15 protein-coding genes are annotated in these 20,466 nt (G+C 52.0%); 12 read left to right on the top strand and 3 right to left on the bottom strand.

All coding sequences use genetic code 11. The annotated features are described in order from the left end of the window. Positions 1 to 109: 109 nt before the first annotated feature. Complete coding sequence (locus A7K91_RS05725; protein ID WP_068680580.1) at positions 110 to 1,810, bottom strand: methyl-accepting chemotaxis protein; 1,701 nt, start codon at positions 1,808 to 1,810, stop codon at positions 110 to 112. Positions 1,811 to 2,205: 395 nt separating this feature from the next. Here A7K91_RS05725 and ppc point away from each other — a divergent pair, with 395 nt between their 5' ends. Next, positions 2,206 to 5,010, top strand: coding sequence for a phosphoenolpyruvate carboxylase (gene ppc / locus A7K91_RS05720; protein ID WP_068680579.1), 2,805 nt, complete (start codon positions 2,206 to 2,208; stop codon positions 5,008 to 5,010). 127 nt (positions 5,011 to 5,137) lie between these two features. Here the strand turns inward: ppc and A7K91_RS05715 are convergent, their stop codons facing one another. Together A7K91_RS05715 and A7K91_RS05710 are read right to left on the bottom strand one after the other, a co-directional pair. Then, the gene (locus A7K91_RS05715; RefSeq protein ID WP_068680577.1) at positions 5,138 to 5,965 is read right to left on the bottom strand and encodes a Nif3-like dinuclear metal center hexameric protein; all 828 of its coding nucleotides are present in this window, start codon (positions 5,963 to 5,965) and stop codon (positions 5,138 to 5,140) included. 179 nt (positions 5,966 to 6,144) lie between these two features. Next, complete coding sequence (locus tag A7K91_RS05710) at positions 6,145 to 8,259, bottom strand: alpha-glucuronidase family glycosyl hydrolase (RefSeq protein WP_068680576.1); 2,115 nt, start codon at positions 8,257 to 8,259, stop codon at positions 6,145 to 6,147. Between the two features lie 339 nt (positions 8,260 to 8,598). Between A7K91_RS05710 and A7K91_RS05705 the strand changes: the two genes are divergently transcribed. From A7K91_RS05705 to A7K91_RS05655, 11 genes are all read left to right on the top strand, one after another. Continuing rightward, positions 8,599 to 9,390, top strand: coding sequence for a DeoR/GlpR family DNA-binding transcription regulator (locus A7K91_RS05705; protein WP_211274507.1), 792 nt, complete (start codon positions 8,599 to 8,601; stop codon positions 9,388 to 9,390). Then, a complete protein-coding gene (gene pfkB, locus A7K91_RS05700) occupies positions 9,387 to 10,340 on the top strand; it encodes a 1-phosphofructokinase (protein WP_068680575.1) in 954 nt (317 codons plus the stop codon). The genes A7K91_RS05705 and pfkB overlap by 4 nt, the downstream gene beginning before the upstream one ends. Positions 10,341 to 10,364: 24 nt before the next feature. After that, entirely contained in the window at positions 10,365 to 11,747 is a 1,383-nt protein-coding gene (locus A7K91_RS05695) for a PTS fructose transporter subunit IIC (protein ID WP_068680573.1), read from the top strand. Positions 11,748 to 11,775: 28 nt separating this feature from the next. Then, positions 11,776 to 12,228 carry a PTS sugar transporter subunit IIA gene (locus tag A7K91_RS05690; protein WP_068680571.1) on the top strand — a complete coding sequence of 151 codons (453 nt, stop codon included), beginning with the start codon at positions 11,776 to 11,778 and terminating at the stop codon, positions 12,226 to 12,228. A 71-nt stretch (positions 12,229 to 12,299) separates the two neighbouring features. Then, complete coding sequence (locus A7K91_RS05685; RefSeq protein WP_068680570.1) at positions 12,300 to 12,572, top strand: HPr family phosphocarrier protein; 273 nt, start codon at positions 12,300 to 12,302, stop codon at positions 12,570 to 12,572. A gap of 19 nt (positions 12,573 to 12,591) precedes the next feature. Further along, entirely contained in the window at positions 12,592 to 14,328 is a 1,737-nt protein-coding gene (gene ptsP, locus A7K91_RS05680) for a phosphoenolpyruvate--protein phosphotransferase (protein ID WP_068680569.1), read from the top strand. Positions 14,329 to 14,883: 555 nt separating this feature from the next. Beyond that, the gene (locus tag A7K91_RS05675) at positions 14,884 to 16,242 is read left to right on the top strand and encodes a S1C family serine protease (RefSeq protein ID WP_068680567.1); all 1,359 of its coding nucleotides are present in this window, start codon (positions 14,884 to 14,886) and stop codon (positions 16,240 to 16,242) included. A gap of 273 nt (positions 16,243 to 16,515) precedes the next feature. Then, a complete protein-coding gene (gene sigW, locus A7K91_RS05670; RefSeq protein ID WP_425415645.1) occupies positions 16,516 to 17,076 on the top strand; it encodes an RNA polymerase sigma factor SigW in 561 nt (186 codons plus the stop codon). Between the two features lie 193 nt (positions 17,077 to 17,269). Continuing rightward, positions 17,270 to 17,917: a zf-HC2 domain-containing protein gene (locus tag A7K91_RS05665; RefSeq protein ID WP_068680566.1), complete on the top strand. Its 648-nt coding sequence runs from the start codon at positions 17,270 to 17,272 to the stop codon at positions 17,915 to 17,917. A gap of 225 nt (positions 17,918 to 18,142) precedes the next feature. Then, positions 18,143 to 18,985 carry a diadenylate cyclase CdaA gene (gene cdaA / locus A7K91_RS05660; protein WP_068680565.1) on the top strand — a complete coding sequence of 281 codons (843 nt, stop codon included), beginning with the start codon at positions 18,143 to 18,145 and terminating at the stop codon, positions 18,983 to 18,985. Further along, complete coding sequence (locus A7K91_RS05655; RefSeq protein WP_068680563.1) at positions 18,978 to 20,435, top strand: CdaR family protein; 1,458 nt, start codon at positions 18,978 to 18,980, stop codon at positions 20,433 to 20,435. The genes cdaA and A7K91_RS05655 overlap by 8 nt, the downstream gene beginning before the upstream one ends. The last annotated feature ends 31 nt before the right edge of the window (positions 20,436 to 20,466 follow it).

Below are 20,466 nucleotides of genomic sequence, written 5' to 3'. Positions count from 1 at the left end.
GTTGAACCGCCGTATACCGAACGGTACGTACGGTGGTGTGAGAGGTCGGCTACTCAACTAATGGGTAGCCTCCTACTCGATTCTGTCAGGTGGTGCTGCAGCTTCTGGTCTACACGTTAAACTTGCCGATAAGATGACGCAGCTTGTCTGCCATATGGGACAGGGATTGTGACGAGGCGGAAATTTCCTGGATGGAAGCCAGCTGATCGCCTGCAGCTTCGGCTACCCGCTCGGTTCCGATGGAAGTGCTTGCTGCTATGTCAGAAATAACCGTCATGGAATATGCAACCTGCTCCGTACCCGCCGACATTTGCTCAGAGGCAGCGGAAACCTCCTGGATTTGGCTGGCGACTTGGCCGACCGACTGCTGGATTTCCTGGAATGAGTCGCTCGCCAGCTTGACAGCTGCGATGCCCTCCGTTACTTCTTTTTCTCCCTGCTTCATCAGTTCAACCACTTGTACGGTTTCCCCTTGCATCGCCCCGATGAGCAGCGCGATTTGGTCTGCGGAGGAAGCGGATTGCTCTGCTAGTTTACGCACTTCCTGGGCAACGACGGCAAAGCCTTTGCCCGTTTCCCCTACCCGTGCCGCTTCAATGGCTGCGTTCAGAGCCAGCAGATTCGTTTGTTTGGCGATTCCCGTAATGACGTCAACAATATCGCCGACCTTCTGCGATCTTGCTCCGAGGCTGTCCACTGCTTGCGCCAGATTGGAAACAGTGGACCCTACGGCCTGCATTTGATCAATTGCCGCCCGTACGCGCTGATTGCCTGTGCCCGCAAGCTCGGCGGTATGGATTGCAGCACCGGCAACGGATTCTGCATTTGCGGCGATATGCTGCACGCTATCCGACATTTCGCCAAAGGATTTGGCATTCTCCTCCAGCCTTTGGGCCTGCTTCTGTGATCCGCGCGTTAGTTCCCCGGTTGTTGCAGCAATGTTCTCTGCGCTTAATCGGATATGATCCGAGCCTGAATTCAAACCTTCTGCAGCCGTTGCCACATATTCAGCTCCTGTGTTCATTTCTCGTATCAGGCTTCTCAGGTTGCCCGCCATTTGGTTAAAGGCGTCGGCCAAACCGCCGATTTCATCACGGTTTTTGACCTTTAGAGGAGGCGTTGTCAGCTCTCCATCGGCAATGCGCCTTGCCGCGAAAACCATAGCTTTAATGGGGGTTGAGATTTGGCGCGAAATGATGATGGCAACGCTGGTGCCAATGACTAACCCCAGCAGGGAAAGGACAAAAACAAGAAGTACGGCGGATGTTGACAGCTTGTCCGAGTTAGCCAATGCCGCTTCTCTCAGCTGATCATTGATTTGGCTGAGCTGTTGAAAATTATTGAGCATGCCGCCTATGTAAGTTTGAAGCTCTTCCGCGGTTTGTGCGATCCCATCCTCATTTCCTTGTTCGTCATAATTAAAAAGCTTTTCCAGTAAAGTCTTCATTTCGCTTTGAATTTGCAGCATCTGATTCAGCAGCGTCTGCTCTTCATCCTGATTCCCAAGGATTTGATAGGTCTCGCCTGATGTTTGTAAATCGGCCAACATGGCGGTTATTTGCTCCTCCAGCTGCTGGCGGGAATCGCTATTGCTTTCTAATACATATTTAAGCGCCAGCCGCTCCGTATTAATAATGCGGCTTTCCATTCCGGCCAGCAGGTCTGCATTTGGAATCCAGACGGTGTGTACTTCGTAAGCCTGCTCCTGCATTTGCTTCATTCTAAACACGGCTATTCCGCCGACTGATCCCATTAGAATCAATACGCTTAGAAAACCTGCCAGCAATTTTTTTCCGACTGTTGCCTTCATTTATAACTCCCCCAGTTGATTGATATTCTCTCCACCTGCGTTCATGTGGTTTGTTTTCCTTGAATTTGGTTAACTATTATTGAATCGCAGGTATTACAAGTTGCTTTTACTTTAGTTGGAGTTTCTTAAAACTAACTTAAACATTATTGCTGTTTCTCCATGTTTGCCGCAGGAGATGGCAAGAAGATTGATGATTGTAGTCAAGTAAAGTAAAATGAGAGAGCAAAACAAAAATATGGATAACACTTTAGGGCTTCAACGAAGCACCGTTTTGTAGTATAGTAGTATGAAATGTAACCCTTGGATTACTCAAAAAGTTGAATCGGGCATGTTCGCGAGGGAAGAGCGGATGCTTTTCAAAGTGAGTTTGCTGCACGAATTGTAGGAGGAACGGTATGTCGGAACAACCTATTGCAACAACCACTGCCAGCCGCACAAGCGCCAATAATTTATTGAGACGCGATGTGCGTTTTCTTGGAAATATTCTTGGCGATGTGCTGGTTCATCAAGGCGGCCGCGAGCTGCTGGACATTGTAGAACGGATTCGCGAGCAGAGCAAGGCGCTGCGCGCAGGTTTTCTTCCGGAGTTGTTTGAGCAATTTAAAACGACGGTTAACGGACTAAGCCCGGAAATTCGCCATCAGGTGATCCGAGCGTTTGCGATTTATTTTCAGCTGGTCAACATTGCGGAACAAAATCACCGGATCAGACGGAAGCGGGATTACGAGGTTTCGGCGGGGGAGACGGTACAGCGCGGTTCCATTGAAAGCGCCATTAAGGAGCTAAGCGAGCTTGGACTCGACGTTGCCGCTGTTTCGGAGATCATGAAGGTTATTTCGCTTGAGCTGGTCATTACGGCGCATCCGACGGAAGCGACTCGCCGTGTCGTGCTTGATGTGCACAAGCGCATCGCTGACGATATGATGCAGCTTGACAATCCGACGCTGACGCACCGCGAACGCGGCAAGCTGAAGGAAAAGCTGCTTAACGAGGTTTTGATTTTGTGGCAAACCGACGAGCTGCGCGACCGTAAGCCGACGGTAATCGACGAGGTACGCAACGGCTTGTATTTCTTCGACGAAACATTATTCGAAGCGATTCCAAGCGTCTATGAGGAACTGGAACGCTGTCTGACTAAGTATTACCCCGGCGAGCACTGGCATGTCCCGGATTACCTCCGCTTTGGCTCCTGGATCGGCGGAGACCGCGACGGAAACCCTTCCGTCACGTCCAGTGTCACATGGGAGACGCTGCAGCTGCATCGCCAGCTGGCGCTTCGCAAATACGAAGAAAAGCTGAAAAACCTGGTGGATCTTCTCAGCTTCAGCACCAATCTGGTGACGGTCTCCGAGGAGCTGGTAGAGTCTATTCGCAATGACCGCTCCCATGTAGAGCTGAGATGCGTCGACCCTTGGCGCAATGCCAAGGAGCCTTACCGGATCAAGCTGGCCTTTATGCTGGAGAAGCTGGCGAATACCCGCGACGAATCGCTGAAGGGTACGCCAACGCGTTACAATCACCCTTCCGAGCTGCGCGAGGATTTATTGATTATCGACCGTAGTTTACGCCATCATTTCGCAGACTACGTGGCGGATACCGATCTGGCCAAGCTGGTTCGCCAGGTGGAGCTGTTTGGCTTCCATCTGATGGCGCTGGATGTGCGTCAGCATAGCCAGGAGCACCAAAACGCCATGACGGAAATTCTGCAAAAAATGCATGTTACCGAGAATTACGGCGCATTGTCGGAAGCGGAAAAAACGGAGCTGCTGCACCGTTTGCTGAACGACCCTCGTCCGCTTACATCCAGCCATCTGGATTATTCGGAATCGACTAGAGAATGCCTGGATGTTTATCATACGATTTACCGCGCACAGCAGGAGTTTGGCGAAGGCTGCATTACGAGCTATCTGATCAGTATGACAGAGGCTGCCAGCGATATGCTGGAGGTAATGGTTTTTGCCAAAGAAGTAGGCTTGTTCCGCCAAGAAAGCGACGGTACGGTTCGCTGTACCCTGCAGTCGGTGCCGCTGTTTGAAACCATCGACGATCTTCATGCGGCTCCAGCCATTATGAAGGAATTGTTCGAGCTGCCGGTTTACCGCAAAGCCGTTGAAGCTCGCGGCAACATGCATGAAATTATGCTGGGCTACTCCGACAGCAACAAGGATGGCGGCGTGGTAACGGCCAACTGGGAGCTGCGCGTAGCGCTGAAGGAAATTACGGCAGCTGGCAAAGAATACGATGTTAAGCTGAAGTTTTTCCACGGCCGCGGAGGAGCGCTAGGGCGCGGAGGCATGCCTCTTAACCGCAGCATTTTGGCCCAGCCGCCTCATACGGTCGGAGCGGGCATCAAGATTACGGAGCAAGGCGAGGTTTTGTCCTCCCGTTACTCCCTGGAAGGCATTGCGTACCGAAGCCTGGAGCAGGCGACATGGGCGCTTATCACTTCCGCTCGTTTGAACAAATATCCGCAGCAGGAGCCTGAAGCGGAGCGCGAATGGGATGAAATTGCCCGCAGCATTTCCGAAACGGCCTTGACCAAATACCAGGATCTGATTTTCCGCGATCCTGACTTTATGACCTTCTTTAAAGAGTCGACGCCTCTGCCGGAGGTGGGCGAGCTGAACATTGGTTCCCGTCCATCCAAACGGAAGAACAGCGACCGTTTTGAAGACCTGCGCGCGATTCCTTGGGTATTCGCCTGGACGCAAAGCCGTTATCTGCTGCCCGCCTGGTATGCAGCCGGTACGGCGCTGAAGCAATACGTTGGCGATAGCGAGGAAAGGCTGGAAACGCTGCGTACCATGTACGAGCAGTTCCCGTTCTTCAGCTCCCTAATCGACAATTTGCAGATGGCGCTTGCCAAAGCCGATTTGCTGATTGCTAAGGAATATGCCAATATGATTAGCGATGATACGATCCGGCAGCGGATTTTCTCGCAAATCGACGAGGAATACCGTGTGACATCGGAGCTTATCCTGAAAATTACGAAGCAGGATGAAATTCTGGATAACGTGCCTGTTATTCAGGAATCGATCCGCTTGCGTAATCCGTATGTCGATCCGCTCAGCTACATGCAGGTTCAATTGCTGTCCGAGCTGCGTGCGTTGCGCGACAAGGACGAGGATGATCCAGAGCTTCTGCGCGAAGTGCTGCTGACCATCAACGGAATTGCAGCGGGCCTTCGCAATACGGGCTAAGTCGATTATGGAAAGCCGCCCCTTATCCAGCTGGGGCAAGAGCAGGCTAACTGAATAAACCTCCCGCCGGAGCAGCTGAAAAATAGACTGCTTCGCGCGGGAGGTTTTTTTTGCATGTAAACACATGCTACAGCAGATGGAACAAAGGTGTGTTGGGAAGGAAGGACACGGGCAGTTTCGGATAACGGGCGGCCAATGTTTCAGCCAGCAGCTTCATGCCCGGCTGCTCGCTTTCCGCATGTCCAATTAGCATAAACGCCTTGGTGAAGCCTTGGGCTACAGCATCCCTTACATATTCAGGGGTCTCCCACTCCGGTCCTTCGCCAGCAATGATCAGATCCAACTCCTCTTCATGGAACAGCGGGATACACTGCTCTCCGCCGCCTCTATAACCCGCCAGCACGCCAACTCTCTTGCATGTGTTTGTATAATTTCCCACAATTCGCACAAAAGGGGAGCCTAGTCTGGATTTGATGTGCCGGGCAATAGCTTCTATTTTGATTTCAGGCAGCCTGAGGATTGAAGCTGCCGGGTGATGGGTCTCCACAAAAGCATCCCATTCCAGCTCCCTCAATAAACCCGTCATGATCCCGTCGGGCTTCATTTGGTGAATGGCATCATGATAACGGTAAATGCTGATGCCTGGACTATTGGCAGAGCCGGCGCCCGAGCCGGCGCCAAAGCCGTGTATTAACGCAGCTTTATTTTGACAGACGGGGTCAAGCGATCGGTTTGCCATAGTGTGGTGGCTGTAATAGTGGCCTTCATGACTAATAATCAGGTTAAGGCCCAGCTCAGCCGCTTGCTGAATGATCTCATGCGACGCTGAAAAAACCGTGGCGATTCCGGTAACGGGCCAATCCATTTTCCCTTCGACTAAACCATCCACCGAAATCTCCGGTTTTGGCGCTGTCCGATGCAGCTCCATTATGACCTGCTCAACCGTTAAGGCCATGTAACGCTCCTTTCCCAGCCGTTCCTATTGTGCAGATTTTTCTGCTCAACCGCGAAAAAATAATAAACCGGATTGATGATTAGCGCCATTAACCTTGAATGCGGCTAATGAACGTGTGATTCTCCGTAACAAACTTTTCGGAAAGCCCCGATTAAAGCCAAGCCGATTAAGACCGCCCATTAATAGATGCGTCTTCCCTGGGCGTCCGGGATACCGCTTTTGCGGTGGAAATAGGTGTTGATCTGATCTCGCCATTCCTTGGCATGTTCCGCTTGCTCCTGAAGGCGGCTTTCAACCTGAAGATAAAGGCCGTCTTCGATACGTCCCTTCAATGTGCGCCATTGTGCCAGCAGCCCGCCTGCTTCTTCTGCTCCATGGAAGTGAGTATCGTAAATATGCTGGATAACCGTTTTGCCGGAATGCAGAACATGCGTATACGGAACATGATGGAAAAATAAAAGCAATTCATCCGGGCATTGCTCTAAAGAATTGTAGATGGAGGCGTTTTCTCCCAAATATTGCGCGGAGTAGCCCGTGCCTGTAGCGGTCGTCCGGTCAACGCCAAGACCCTTGTGGTCGCTGTAATGATAGGTGCCCCATTGCGAAAATTCATAGCCGTCCACATTAGGCCCGTAATGATGGTTCGGATTCACCATCCAGCCAATGCCTAGCGGAGCGGTGTAGGACTCGTAGATCCGCCATGAATTCATCAACATATCAATGATCAAGGCATTAACCCCTTCATCGTGGCCAAAGGTAAGAGTCGTCCATTCCTGGGCTATTTCCTCCGCCGTCAGCTCGGGATTCCAGGCAAGCCGGCCAAATCCGTACCAGTTGGCTTGCGCCAGCAAATGCCCAGTCCAGTTACCGTCACGTCCCGTATTGGAGACAGCTGCAATACCGCCGATTTTGTTGCCCCAAAATGAACCGGAGGCGATGGATTTGACTGGCGCTTGCTCGCCTTTTGCAAAGGTATTGAAGTCCAGCACCTCTTTCCATTGAGGAACGAGGTAGCATACGTGGCGCTGCTGCCCCGTATATTCCTGGGCAATCTGGAATTCAAGCACCTGGTTCGTTTTTTCAAGACCGCCGAAGAGCGGGGATACGGGTTCTCTGACCTGAAAGTCGAGAGGGCCGTTTTTGATTTGCAGTGCTACATTATCGGCAAAACGGCCGTCCAATGGCTGAAAATGGTCGTAAGCGGCTCTGGCCCGATCCGTTTTGCGGTCGCGCCAGTCCTGTTTGCAGTTGTAGACAAAGCAGCGCCAGATGACGATGCCTCCGAATGGACGCAGGGCGTCCGCCAGCATATTGGCACCGTCCGCATGGTCCCGGTCGTAAGTGAAAGGTCCCGGCCTGTTTTCCGAGTCGGCCTTGACCAGAAAACCTCCAAAATCCGGCACAGCTTCATATACAACAGCGGTTTGCCGCTTCCACCAATCCGCTACCCTGGAATCCAGCGGATCGGCTGTATCTAATTCCTTCAGCTCGATAGGAGCGGCAAAGTTGACGCTGAGAAAAAGCTTGATTCCATAGTCCTTTAAAATATCCGCGATTCGGGCAATCTCCGGCAAACAGCGCGGCGTAATAAAATAGGTTTCTTCATGATGGACATTAACATTGTTGATACAAAGCGAGTTAATGCCGATTGAAGCCAGCAGCCGGGCGTAATCGCGCATCCGGTCTGATTCGGTCGTCAGGAAGCGGTTGTTTTCGTACAGGAAGGAGCGTCCGGCATAGCCGCGCTCAACGCTTCCGTCAAAATTATCCCAATGGTCGATCATTCGCAGCCCGTTGGCAGGCGCCTGCGCTACATTCAGATCTTGAACCCTGGTTTCTCCCGCCGCAATCAGCCGAAGCAAATGAAAAACGCCATAAAGAAGCCCGGCAGGGGATGCGGCTCCAATGGCCAGGCAGTTATCACTTTTGCTGAAGACTATGGCGAAGCCTTCGCTCCCGGCGTTTTTAATGGATGATTCGTTAAAATAACGCGTGCCGAAGCTTTCGCCAGAACTGCCGTCCTGATGGAACTGGCCAAGCACAATACCGCCTTGCATCTGCTCTTGCTCTTGTATGATCAAAATCGGCTTGCCCAGCAGAGCCTGCAGCCCCAGCTGCAATTCGGCTACGGCTGTTTTCAGGAGTACTTCCTTCCCGCCTGATCCAAAAACTGAAATGGTGCTCAATTGCTCCGCCATGCTTTCAAAACCAGGCTGGTCCGCCAGGCGGCGATAGCTTAGCCATGCCTTGTATCCGCTTGCAATTTGCTGGTCGCTGCTTTCCGTGTCTAGCATGCTGCGTCCTCCTCTTTTTCATGGGAAAGTTGGTCTTTATGATTACCTTTATCCTACCATGCCCTGCTTATAGGGGGCCATTGCCAAAACGAGCAGTTATTTGTCCTTTTTAAGACAAGATGAGCGGAAGGAGGGAGGTGCTGTGATTGAAATGAGCGCATTTGAGCGCAAATGGTCTTTTTTTCATCTGGAAAGCGCTTTACAAATAACAAATGGTCATATACAATCATAAACAAGAGCAAGTGATAATGGAATTAGCATATAAATGATAGAAGTGAGCAAAAATGAGCAGGATATCTAAACAGTTGAGGATAGAATGCTTGAGGGAGGAGGAACGTTATGCTGTTCGAGGAAGAACGCAAACGGAAAATCGCAGAGTATGTGCATGAGAAAGGCAGAGCTTCCGTACAGGAGCTTGCGGGCCATTATCAGGTATCGGATTCCACGGTAAGACGCGACTTGAAGGATTTGGAGGAGCAGGGATTGCTGCTCCGCACTCATGGAGGGGCGGTTGTTGTACAGCAGGAGGACGACAATAGAGAGCCTTCTTTTGTGGAAAAGGAGGACCGTTTTCAACAGCAGAAGCTGGAAATTGCCAAGGCCGCGCTAACGTTCGTTCGGGACGGGGACACCATTATGCTGGACTCCGGCACAACGACCTACCATCTTGCCAAGCTGCTCAAATCCTTTCAAAAGCTGACGGTCGTCACCAACTCGGTTATGGTTGCGCAGGAGCTGGCTAATGAGAAAAATATCGAGCTGCTGCTGACGGGAGGCACGTTAAGGCCTGAAACGCTGGCAATGGTGGGGCCCTTCGCAGAGAGTACGCTTGCATCGGTTCGCTTCGACAAGCTGTTTCTGGCAACAAACGGCTTTGATGAGCAGAACGGTTTGACGACGCCTAATATGCTGGAGGCCGCTACGAAAAAAAGAATGATCGCATCGGCTCAAAACGTTATTTTGCTTGCGGACCAAAGCAAATTTGGCAAAGTTTCCTTCGCCCGATTTGGCGGCGCAGAGGATATTACAACGCTTATTACGGATAGCGGAACGCCAAAAGACAAGATGCGCGCGTTCGAGGATGCCGGCATATCGGTAGTTCTGGCTGGACCGGGAGGTGCAGGGCAATGAGCGGCCGGGGGAAAATAGTCACGGTTACCTTGAATCCTGCAATTGATAAAACGGTTACGGTCGAGAGCTTCCAATACGGCGGGCTTAACCGGATCAAGAGCGGCCGGACAGACGCCGGAGGCAAAGGCATAAACGTGGCCAAGGTTCTGGCATCGTTCCGTATGAACGTCAGCGCAATTGGCATCGCAGCGGGATATCAGGGGCAACTTGTACGGGATATGCTGAAGGACCAGTCCATACCATGCTATCTGCTGGAGGCGGCTGGCGATACCCGGGTGAATTTAAAAGTGGTGGATGAATCCACTCAGCAAACAACCGAAATTAATGAACCCGGATTTTATGCCGACGGAGAATTGCTGGAGCAATTTAAAGAACATTTTATAACCAATATGGCGGGCGCTTCTCTCTTGGTGCTGGCGGGAAGCCTGCCGCCGGGAACGCCTCCCGGCTACTATGGCACTCTTATTAATCTGGCGCGGAAGCACGGGGTGGATACCTTGCTTGATGCCGACGGAGAAGCGCTTGCGCTAGGCATCGAGGCAGCTCCGCTTGTCATCAAGCCCAATATTCATGAATTGGAAGTGCTGATGGGACAACGGCTGGAGTCCCTGCAGCAGATTACCAGGGCAGCGCGTTCGCTCCTTTCACGAGGCATTCGTTATGTGCTGGTTTCGATGGGAGAAAACGGCTCGGTGCTGGTCAGCCAGGAAAAAGCGGTGAGAGCAAGCCCGTTTCCTATTACACCTCTCAGTACGGTTGGTGCTGGCGATTCCATGGTTGCGGCGCTGGCTTATAGCATCATGATGGAAAAAACAGCTGAGGAAATGGCAAGGTGGACATCTGCTGCCGGGACGGTAACCGCTTCCAAGCCGGGGACGGAAGTTTGCACGATGTCCGAAATCGAAGAAGCGATTCACAAAGTGGAGTTAACCGAAATCATGGAGCGGTAATGACTATAGAGGAGGTTGGCATTCATGAAAAAAATTCTTGCAGTTACGGCTTGCCCGACTGGCGTAGCTCATACGTATATGGCGGCGGAATCATTAATAAAAGCGGCCAAAGCCAAAGAGATTTCTCTCAAAGTAGAAACCCGAGGCGCGGTAGGCGTTGAAAATGAATTGTCCGAGCAGGAAATTTCCGAGGCTCATGCCATTATTGTAGCGGCTGATACGGACGTATTGGAATCTAGATTTGCCGGAAAACCGGTAGTGAGAGTACCTGTTGCTCAAGCGATTAAAAATCCGGCGGGCTTGCTGGATGAAGCATTGGCTAAAGAGGCTGTAGCCAATGATTACGTAAAACGCGTCGAGCAGTCCAAATCGGAGCGAAGCTCGGCTCGTTCCGGTCCTTACAAGCATCTGATGACCGGCGTTTCCCATATGCTGCCGCTAGTTGTTGCGGGCGGCTTGCTGATCGCTATTTCCTTTATGTTTGGCATTGAGGCCTTCAAGGTAGAAGGCACATTTGCTGCGGCGCTGATGGATATCGGAGGAAATTCGGCATTTGCTCTGATGGTGCCCGTGCTTGCCGGATTTATTGCTTTTTCCATTGCTGAAAAACCGGGCCTCGCTCCAGGGTTGATCGGCGGCATGCTCGCCTCATCCATCGGAGCGGGCTTTCTGGGAGGCATCCTTGCAGGTTTCCTGGCGGGATATACAACGCAGTTTTTGAAAAAATATATTAAGCTGCCCCGCAATCTGGAAGGCCTAAAGCCGATTTTGCTCATCCCCCTGATTGCATCGGCGGTAACCGGTTTATTAATGATTTATGTTATCGGAGAGCCTGTCAAAGCGATAATGGACGGTTTGACCAATTGGCTGACCGCGCTTGGCACCACCAACGCGATTTTGCTTGGTTTGCTGCTGGGGGCCATGATGGCTTTTGATATGGGCGGTCCCGTTAATAAAGCAGCGTATACGTTTTCGGTCGGCTTGCTTGCAAGCAATGTATTTGGTCCCATGGCCGCGGTTATGGCAGCGGGCATGACGCCGCCGCTTGGTCTGTGGCTGGCAACGCTTATTGCCAAAAACAAGTTTACAAAAGAAGAAAGAGACGCGGGAAAAGCAGCATCCGTTCTAGGCATTTCTTTTATTACGGAAGGCGCTATCCCGTTTGCGGCAAGCGATCCGTTTCGCGTCATTCCGTCGATTGTAGCCGGCTCGGCGGTTACCGGAGCCTTGTCGATGGCATTTGGAGCTACACTTCGTGCTCCGCACGGCGGTATTTTTGTACTGCCCATTCCAAACGCCGTTAGTCATCTAGGGCTTTATGCGCTGGCGATCGTCATCGGCACCGTCGTAACGGCGGTTATGCTGAGCGTGCTCAAAAAGCCGCTGAAGTCCAATAATCCGGCATAGTTCCACAAAACAACGGGAGGTTACTTTTATGAATATACTTCAGCTTTTGAATGAACAAAGCATTCAGATTCCGCTAAAGGCGGGGGATAAAAACGAAATCATTGGCGAAATGGTGCGTAGTCTCGAGGCTGCTGGCGTTGTTACGGACAAAGCAGCATTTTTGGAAGCCGTATTGGCACGCGAAAACACGGGTTCGACCGGAATCGGCTTTCAGGTGGCCATTCCACACGGCAAGTCGGCTGGCGTCGCCCAGGCAGGCATTGCCTTTGCAAAGCTTGCGTCGCCTGTTGACTGGCAGTCGCTGGACGGCCAGCCGGTGCAGGCCGTGTTTATGATTGCGGTGCCGGAAGCGGCGGCAGGCAACGATCATCTGAAAATTCTGATCTCCTTGTCCCGAAAGCTGATCGACGACGATTTTCGTTCCAGCCTGCTGGCCGTATCCGATGCGGAGCAGCTAAAGCAGCTTTTGGCAACGATATAAACGATATAAGGGCAGATTCAAATATCGACTTTTTGAAACAACGTTTATAAGACAAGGAGGAGCTGAGAAGCATGTACGCACAAAAAGCAACGATTCAAAATGAAGCGGGATTTCATATTCGTCCGGCCCAGCTATTTTCGGAAAAGGCGGTTCAGTTTCAATCCACCATTCTGTTAAAGCCGGAGGGCACAACAACAACGGCGGATGCCAAAAGCATTCTGAACTTGATGACGCTTGGCCTGGAAAAGGGCGCGGTTGTTCTTATTGAAGCGGACGGGCCGGATGAGCAGGAAGCGGTGGCTCAATTGGCGGCATTGATCGAAAGCGGATTTGGCGAAGCTTAAGAGGGGGGAGGAATATGCAATGTCGGTCACACAGGCTGAAAAGCAGTTTAACGGGCTTGGCGTCTCGGAGGGCATACGGATTGGCAAAGCATTTGTTTACCAGCCGCTTAAGCTGGAGGCCATTGAGGAGTCCAAAAACGATGATGCCGAACATGAGCTGAAGCGTTTGGAGCTGGCGAAGGAGCAGTGCTTGGCCGAGCTTGGAGCGCTCGTCGAAAAAACCTCGGACAGTCTCGGGGAGGAAAAGGCGGCGATTCTGAAAGGGCAAATCAGCTTTTTGAACGATCCTTCCTTCTACCCGCCGATGCGGAAGCTTGTTGAGGGCGAGGGCTGGACGGCAGAGACAGCGGCAAAACGTACAGTCGCTCAGGTCGCCGGTTTGTTTGAAGCGATGGCGAATGAATATATGAGGGAGCGGGCAGCCGATATCCGTGATGTTGGAGCCAGGCTGATTTCCCATATCGTCGAACATCAGGGAGCGCGGCTGGAGGATATTCGGGAGCAGGTCATTATTGTGGCGGATGATTTGACGCCCTCAGACACGGTTCAGCTCGACAAGCAATATGTGCTTGGTTTTGTAACCTCTATGGGTGGCAAAACCTCGCATACGGCCATTCTGGCCAACTCGCTCGGCATCGCGGCTGTGCTGGGCGCAGGGGAGGCTGTGGACGACATTCCGCATGGAGCCGAGCTGGTTATCGACGGTACCACCGGACGTTGTGTGCTTCATCCTAATGCATCGACTAAAGCAGAATTTGAAGGGCGAAGCCTGGCTGAAAATGAAGAGCAGGAGCGTTTGCGTTCATTAGCCGATTTACCTGCCGTAACGCTGGACGGCGTAACTGTTGAATTGGCTGCCAACATCGGCACCCCTCAAGAAGCGGCGGGCTTGCTTGCCAAAGGAGCGGAAGCCGTTGGGCTGTACCGCACTGAATTTTTATTTATGGGAACGGGAGCGATGCCTTCTGAGGAGGAGCAATACCGCGCATACCGCGAGGCCGCCGCAGCTATGCAAGGCCATGCCGTTGTCATCAGGACGCTGGATATTGGCGGCGACAAGGAGCTGCCTTATCTCGACCTGCCCAAGGAGATGAACCCCTTCCTCGGCTACCGTGCGATCCGGCTATGTCTGGACCGCCGCGAGCTGCTGCTGACGCAGCTTCGTGCGATGATCAGGGCAGGTGCGCATGGCACGGTCAAAATCATGTTTCCGATGATTTCCGGCATGGAGGAGTGGCGGGCGGCCAAGGAGCTTTACGAGGAGGCGCGTACCCAGCTTGCCGCGGAGGGCGCTGAGATTCCCGCTTTTATGGAGGTTGGCGTCATGATTGAGGTGCCATCCGCCGCGCTGCTTGCGGATCGACTGGCGAGAGAGGTTGATTTTTTCAGTATCGGCACTAATGATCTTGTCCAATATACGGTCGCAGTGGACCGGATGAACGAAAAGGTCGCTTATTTATACGATTATTTCCACCCGGCCGTTATTGGTCTGATCAAAACGGTTATCGACGCCGCTGCCCGCCATGGAAAATGGACCGGCATGTGCGGCAGCATGGCAGGCGACCCGTCCGCCGCTCCCCTGCTTCTCGGGCTGGGACTGAATGAATGGAGCATGGCATCAGGGTCTCTCCATCGCGTCAAAGCGGCGGTGCGCGGACTGAATCAGACCCAGTGCAAGGCATTTGCAGCGAAGCTGCTGGAGCTGGATACGGCGGCGGAAATCCGGCAGGCTTTGGCGAATTTTCAGCAAAGCTGAGTTATTGACAGCTATCGTTGGATAGATTCTGTGGCTAATTTAAAAAAGCGGTGTTTGGCTGCCCCCTTGGGGTGGCTGGGCATCGCTTTTTTGTTATCAGTAATCCTCTGGAGCCAGCAAGTAGCGGCGTGTAGTCTGATAGCCAGCAAGTTGCGCGCTGCTCCTGTGCCCAGTCGGTCATTTTTGACCGTTAAAGCCCCCAAAAGTTAGTTATTCACCAGCTAACGGACGCCCATGTCCGCCAGCATTCAAAAATGGCAAAAAATCGCGCAAAAATGGGGTTTTACGGTCACCGATGTCCTTTACAAACGGGCATTCTGCAAACATAAGCTTTTAAAGGACATAGATGTCCGCATTCACTAGTCATTAAAGTTGCCTCCACTTTTTTGAGCGCATAAGAATAGCGCATAAGAGTAGCGCAAAAGAATGGGGATTTTTTTAGGTGCGCCTAATTCCGCTTTAAGAATGGTTTAAGGAATCTCCTTCATGATAGAGACATCACATACGACGTCGATATCAATTGAATTCATTCATAATTATAGGAGGATGAGAGCCATGAAGCATTATACAGAAGACGGCATGCTGCCAGATGACAATAAAGGAAACAACAACGCGAAAGAGACTGCGCGTTACGAGGACAAGGCTCAAACGGACATACTGAACACCGCTGAATTGGAGAAAACAGCAGAAGTCGGACAAGCAACGGGAATGGAGCAACCAGAGGCAGTGAATCAAGAAGCCGGGTTGCAGCAAGCAGCAGGTGCGCAGCAAGGACTGGGAGCGGAGCATTCAGCATTTGCAGAGAAAATAGCACGAGCGCAGCAAGGACCTGGATGGGAGCAAGCAACAGGTGCGGAGCAAGCCGCAAACGCAAGCGCGGCTGGCACGGCAAATACGGCCGATGTGGAAGCCGAGTCTCCAGCAGTTCAGGACCGCTTTGAAGCTTATTATAAGGAAGTGAAGCATTTGCGCGCTCCACGTCCAAAACGCAAAGCCATTACGCCTCTGGCAGCCGCTTTTATGGCGGGGGCGCTCATGATCGGCGGCCTGGCTTATGGAGCGGACAAGGCCAACTTGTTTACAGGCGGCGCTGCCCAGTCTGGAACTGCGGCAAAAGCGGCTTCAAGCGCATTGAATGGTAATGGAGCGGGACTGACAACGGCATCCTTCAGCACGGACAAGGGGATTGCCGACGTTTATAACCAGGCCAGTCCGGCTGTCGTGAAAATCGAAAACTACGGCGTTGTTCAAAATAGCGGCTACGGGAATCTGGATGCGCTCCGCCAATTCCTTGGCGGCGGGGGTTTTCCGGGACGCGGCGGCGGGCAGCAACAGCAGCAGGAGCAAAGCGAAACTGGCGAGCTTACGCTAATGGGTTCGGGAACGGGCTTTTTCTTCGATAAGTCGGGCTATATCCTGACGAATGAACATGTTATATCCGGCGCCTCGCAATTGAAGGTAACGGTGGAAGGGTATGACCAGCCGCTGGACGCACAAGTGATGGGCTCCAGCAAAGAGCTGGATTTGGCCGTACTTAAAGTAACCAGCCCCGATGGCAAGGATTTTCCTTCGCTGAAGCTCGGCAGCTCCGATCAGACAGCCATTGGCGATTGGGTGCTGGCAATCGGCAACCCCTATGGCTTTGACCATACATTGACGATGGGAGTATTAAGTGCCAAGGAGCGGCCAATTAACATTCAAAATGAAGATGGCAGCGAGCAGGTATACGAGCATTTGCTGCAAACGGACGCTTCCATTAATCCCGGCAATTCCGGCGGTCCGCTGCTGAATGAAAACGGTGAAGTAATCGGCATCAATACAGCGGTGAACGCCGAGGCGCAGGGCATCGGCTTCGCAATCCCCACAACCACGATTCTGGAGGTGCTGGACGGCCTGAAAGGCGGCGCTGTATAACAGATTGCCGATGATGTATAACAGATTGCCAATAATGGAACTTTAAAAAAATGAACTGGCAGCAGCCAAGCCCCCTCGCTTTGAAAGAAAGCCGCTCTTCCGCAGACCCGATTTGGCGGAGAAACGGACCTCCAAAAGCGGGGCGGCTTATTTTTGTGATATCTAAAGGCATCAATGCTCTTGCTTTTTCAAGCTGTGTGCATTACCATTTTTTTATTGGTTGAAAAGTGGACAACGGCTGGTATGACGTTTGGAGGAAAAGACAAGGTGAACATGCTGGAGAACCAGCTCGCTAGGTTGGCCCTTAAGGGGGATCAGCGGGCTTTCGAGGAGCTTGTTGAGCTTTACCAGGACAAGCTTTTTCATATGGCTTACCGAATGTTGAACAATAGGCAGGAAGCGGAGGATGTCGTACAGGACACCTTTCTTCGCGTACATAAAAATTTGGATCGGTATGACGATAATTTGAAATTTTCAACGTGGATTTACCGGATTGCCACCAATTTGTGTATAGATCGCCTGCGCAAGCGAAGGCCGACGTATTCCCTGGATGCCGAATCCAGCGAATACGAGGGGCTGGACGGTTATTCAATGATTCCGGGAGACAATCGGACTCCGGAATCCGAGCTTATTTTGTCCGATACGCAACGCATCATCCATCAAGCAATGGAGACGCTGCCGCCGAAATACAAGACGGTAATGATGCTGAGATACATACAGGATTTGTCGCTGCAGGAGGTTGGCGATATTTTGGGCATGCCTGTTACAACGATCAAAACGCGGGTTCACCGGGGACGGGAATTTTTGCGCAAAAAGCTGGAGCACAAGCTCTAAGAAGCAGGCTGGATGAGCGAAGGCCAACGGTCAGTGAGGGCTGAAACCCGGCCTATGATGCGGGGAAAAGGCTATGGGGAGCTTGGCAAAAAAAAATTTGCGAAAATTTGAAACATCCTATTTTGTGAAACGTATCCTATAACAAGCTTTATGCCAAGTTGTATGGCGAGGACGATAGAAAGGACTGGCTGCTATGGATTGCAAAGTTGCCAATGTCAGGATTCATGATTATTTGGACGGCGATTTGCCGAAGGACGAAATAAATGAACTGCACGCCCATCTGAAAAGTTGTCCGGGATGCAAGGCGAAATTGGAGCAATTGGAGAAAACGGATGCCGCAGCCATGTTTGCGATTGAGGCATTGCGCCCTGCCGTGCCGTATGACGAAGCGGCCTCCAGAGAACTCAAGAGCCGAATCATGGCTTCGCTGCCGGTCACGAAAAAGAAGCAACGCAGTCCGTTTGTACGGTTTCTGTACAAATATCCCGGCCTTACCGCAGCGGCTGTATTCCTGTTCGTGATGCTTGGAAGCATGATGGCCTCGTGGGATCAGGATACGGAGCTGATTGTATCCGGCGAGGATTTGCAGCATGTCATCATTGACGGCAATACGGTTATTGTACCGGAGGGCGTGGAGTTTGCAGGCAATTTGACTGTAGAGAATGGAATAATCGAAGTGCAGGGCTCTGTAAAAGGCAATGTGACGGTAATCGACGGCTCTATGGTGCTGGCATCAACCGGACATATAGCGGGACAGAGCAGAACAATTGATCAGGCGCTGGATTGGTTCTGGTACAAAATGACCTCTGCGTTTGGTGGAGCTATATCGCCAAAATCCTGAAATATGAGCGTTTAACGACGTAAAGCTTCCCTGTTGGATGGGGAGCTTTTTTTTGTGAAAGTCTGGAAAACTTGAAATATGGCCCCTGTATTAGCGATAATAGATAAGTGGGCCGCAGGAAAAAGTTAAATGCAAATAGAGGATTTCTATACCCAAAAGTAGAAAACAATACAGTTAAAATGCGATAATAGAGACAAGATGTGATCTGCAGTTGGGGGTTGGCGCATGAGCTATTTTACAGATTCAACTTGGCATGACTGGGTTAAGGATATTATTGATGTTGGCATTGTCAGCTATATTATTTATAAATTGATTTTGCTTGTCCGGGGTACGCGTGCCGTGCAGCTGCTGAAAGGCGTGTTTGTTCTGATCGCCACCTGGGGTCTCAGCACCTGGTTTAACCTGTATACGTTAAAATGGGTGATGAACCAGATGTTCACTTTTGGCATCGTGACCGTGCTCATTTTGTTTCAGCCGGAGCTGCGGCGGGCATTGGAGCAGCTGGGACGCGGCAACCTGTTCTCGCGGGGCTCATCGCTGGAGCGGAATGCCTTGAGCGAGCAGATCGACGAGGTTATTCGGGCCGTGCAGCATATGGCCAAGCGCAGAATCGGAGCACTGATTGTATTCGAGCGCCAGACGGGAGTAACGGAGCTGATCGAGTCCGGCACGCCTATGGAATCGCGTATTACATCGGAGCTGCTCATTAATATTTTTACGCCCAATACGCCTCTGCATGACGGAGCTGTCATCATTCGGGGCAATCAGATCATGGCGGCGGGCTGTTATTTGCCTCTGTCGGAAAATCCTTTTATCAGCAAGGAGCTTGGCACCAGGCATAGAGCGGCGATAGGCGTCAGCGAGGTAAGCGACGCGTTGTCCATCGCGGTGTCGGAGGAGACGGGCCAAATTTCGCTATCGCTAAACGGCATGATTGTGCGAGACATCAATGAAGAATCGCTCATTTCCAAATTATTCGAGGAATTGACTCCAAAGGTGAACGGACGCGCCAAGGAAAAAGGCATCAAGTCGGCGTTCTGGAAGCGGAAGGAGGGGCAAAATGGATAAGTGGCTAAGCCACCCTACGGCGCTTAAAATCATTTCGGTTATTTTGGGCGTGATCTTGTTTGCCATTGTGCATGTCGATCCGGTAACCTCGCCTCAGACGGCGACGTCCAATATAGATACAAAGGTGATTGAAGCAGTAACTATTGTGCCGACAGGTCTGGATACGACCAAATACGTCATGACGGCGATGGAGCCGACCGTGGCGCGGCTTGTTGTAGAAGGACGAATCTCGACGCTTCGTACTGCGGCAAATGAACAATACATCGTTAACGTTGATTTGGAGGGCGTGGAGCCCGGCATCCATGAGCTGCCCCTGACCTCCAAGCTGCCTAGAAATATTAAAGAGGTTGAGCTGTCTCCGCGCAAAGTGAATGTCCGGATCGAGGAGCTGGTTACGAAGTCCTTTGACGTACAGGTGTTGACGAGCGGCCAGCCTGCGGATGGATATGTGCTGGGTACGCCGGCGGTACTGTCGGAGGGCGGCTCCATGGTTCAGGTGACGCTGCCAAAAGACGACATGACCCGCGTAGGTCTAGTGGCGGTCACACTGGATGTGACAGGCGCAGATAAAACGGTTGTGAACAAAAAGGCTAAGGTCGTCGTCTATGACAATGACGGCGTTGAAATTCCGGAAGCCGCTGTATCGCCGGGGACAGTTCATGCCGAAGCCAAGGTGACGCTGCCGTTCAAGGCGGTTCCGCTGCAGGTCCGCTATAGCGGCGTTCTGGATTCCGAGCTGAGTCTGGTGTCCGTCAAACCTAACATCAGTGAAATTACGGTTTATGCCCAGCAGGCCCAGCTTGACGCCATATCGATTTATGACGGTGTTGTATTGGATTTGTCCAAGGTAAAGGGCTCCGGGCCAATTGCAGTCAAAACGCTGCCGGTTGACGGCATATCGTCCGTCAACCCCGGTGAGGTAACGCTGGATGTTGTGGTTGAACGAACGGCAACCCGCACGATCAACAACCTTCCCGTTGCGATTAGCGGCGAAGGAGAAGGCTTGAAGGCGGAGCTTCGCGAGCCGGAAAGCGGGACGATGAGCCTGCAGCTTCGGGGAGCGGAAGCTGTGCTGAAGGACGTACAGGCAAGCGATATTTCATTGCTTGCCAAGGTGGACGGGCTTCCGCCTGGCATTCATACCGTGCCGCTTGAGCTTGATTTGCCGCCTTATGTTGAGCCGGTCATTGCGGAAGGACAGCCGTTGACGGTGCGGATTGAAATTTTGGATGATTCCGCCCCCGTTAACGGTGATGGGGATGATCTTGAGCAAGGAGGCGCCCCGACGGACACGCCGGTTACCGGTACGCCGGAGGAGGAGCCTGACGAAAATGACGGCCAGGATGCCGGGGGAAGCGGCAATAGCGGCGGCAGCGGGAATGCCGCAGGCAACCAGAATGCAAGCATACGAACGTCCCGTTCGCTGATTGCTTCGGCTGACGGGTTATAAGGCAAGAGGAACATATACTTATACTAATTAT

This window comes from Paenibacillus oryzae, assembly GCF_001675045.1.
Taxonomy (GTDB): domain Bacteria; phylum Bacillota; class Bacilli; order Paenibacillales; family Paenibacillaceae; genus Pristimantibacillus; species Pristimantibacillus oryzae.
This window is presented reverse-complemented; position numbering and strand designations above follow the sequence as displayed.

Bases quoted from the DNA above. Each gene is read 5' to 3' on its own strand.
- A7K91_RS05655 (WP_068680563.1), top strand. From the start codon at position 18,978: ATGGATAAGTGGCTAAGCCACCCTACGGCGCTTAAAATCATTTCGGTT.
- pfkB (WP_068680575.1), top strand. From the start codon at position 9,387: ATGAGCGGCCGGGGGAAAATAGTCACGGTTACCTTGAATCCTGCAATT.
- ppc (WP_068680579.1), top strand. From the start codon at position 2,206: ATGTCGGAACAACCTATTGCAACAACCACTGCCAGCCGCACAAGCGCC.
- A7K91_RS05715 (WP_068680577.1), bottom strand. From the start codon at position 5,965: ATGGCCTTAACGGTTGAGCAGGTCATAATGGAGCTGCATCGGACAGCG.
- A7K91_RS05725 (WP_068680580.1), bottom strand. From the start codon at position 1,810: ATGAAGGCAACAGTCGGAAAAAAATTGCTGGCAGGTTTTCTAAGCGTA.
- A7K91_RS05690 (WP_068680571.1), top strand. From the start codon at position 11,776: ATGAATATACTTCAGCTTTTGAATGAACAAAGCATTCAGATTCCGCTA.
- A7K91_RS05705 (WP_211274507.1), top strand. From the start codon at position 8,599: ATGCTGTTCGAGGAAGAACGCAAACGGAAAATCGCAGAGTATGTGCAT.
- ptsP (WP_068680569.1), top strand. From the start codon at position 12,592: ATGTCGGTCACACAGGCTGAAAAGCAGTTTAACGGGCTTGGCGTCTCG.
- A7K91_RS05675 (WP_068680567.1), top strand. From the start codon at position 14,884: ATGAAGCATTATACAGAAGACGGCATGCTGCCAGATGACAATAAAGGA.
- A7K91_RS05685 (WP_068680570.1), top strand. From the start codon at position 12,300: ATGTACGCACAAAAAGCAACGATTCAAAATGAAGCGGGATTTCATATT.
- A7K91_RS05665 (WP_068680566.1), top strand. From the start codon at position 17,270: ATGGATTGCAAAGTTGCCAATGTCAGGATTCATGATTATTTGGACGGC.
- cdaA (WP_068680565.1), top strand. From the start codon at position 18,143: ATGAGCTATTTTACAGATTCAACTTGGCATGACTGGGTTAAGGATATT.
- A7K91_RS05710 (WP_068680576.1), bottom strand. From the start codon at position 8,259: ATGCTAGACACGGAAAGCAGCGACCAGCAAATTGCAAGCGGATACAAG.
- sigW (WP_425415645.1), top strand. From the start codon at position 16,516: ATGCTGGAGAACCAGCTCGCTAGGTTGGCCCTTAAGGGGGATCAGCGG.
- A7K91_RS05695 (WP_068680573.1), top strand. From the start codon at position 10,365: ATGAAAAAAATTCTTGCAGTTACGGCTTGCCCGACTGGCGTAGCTCAT.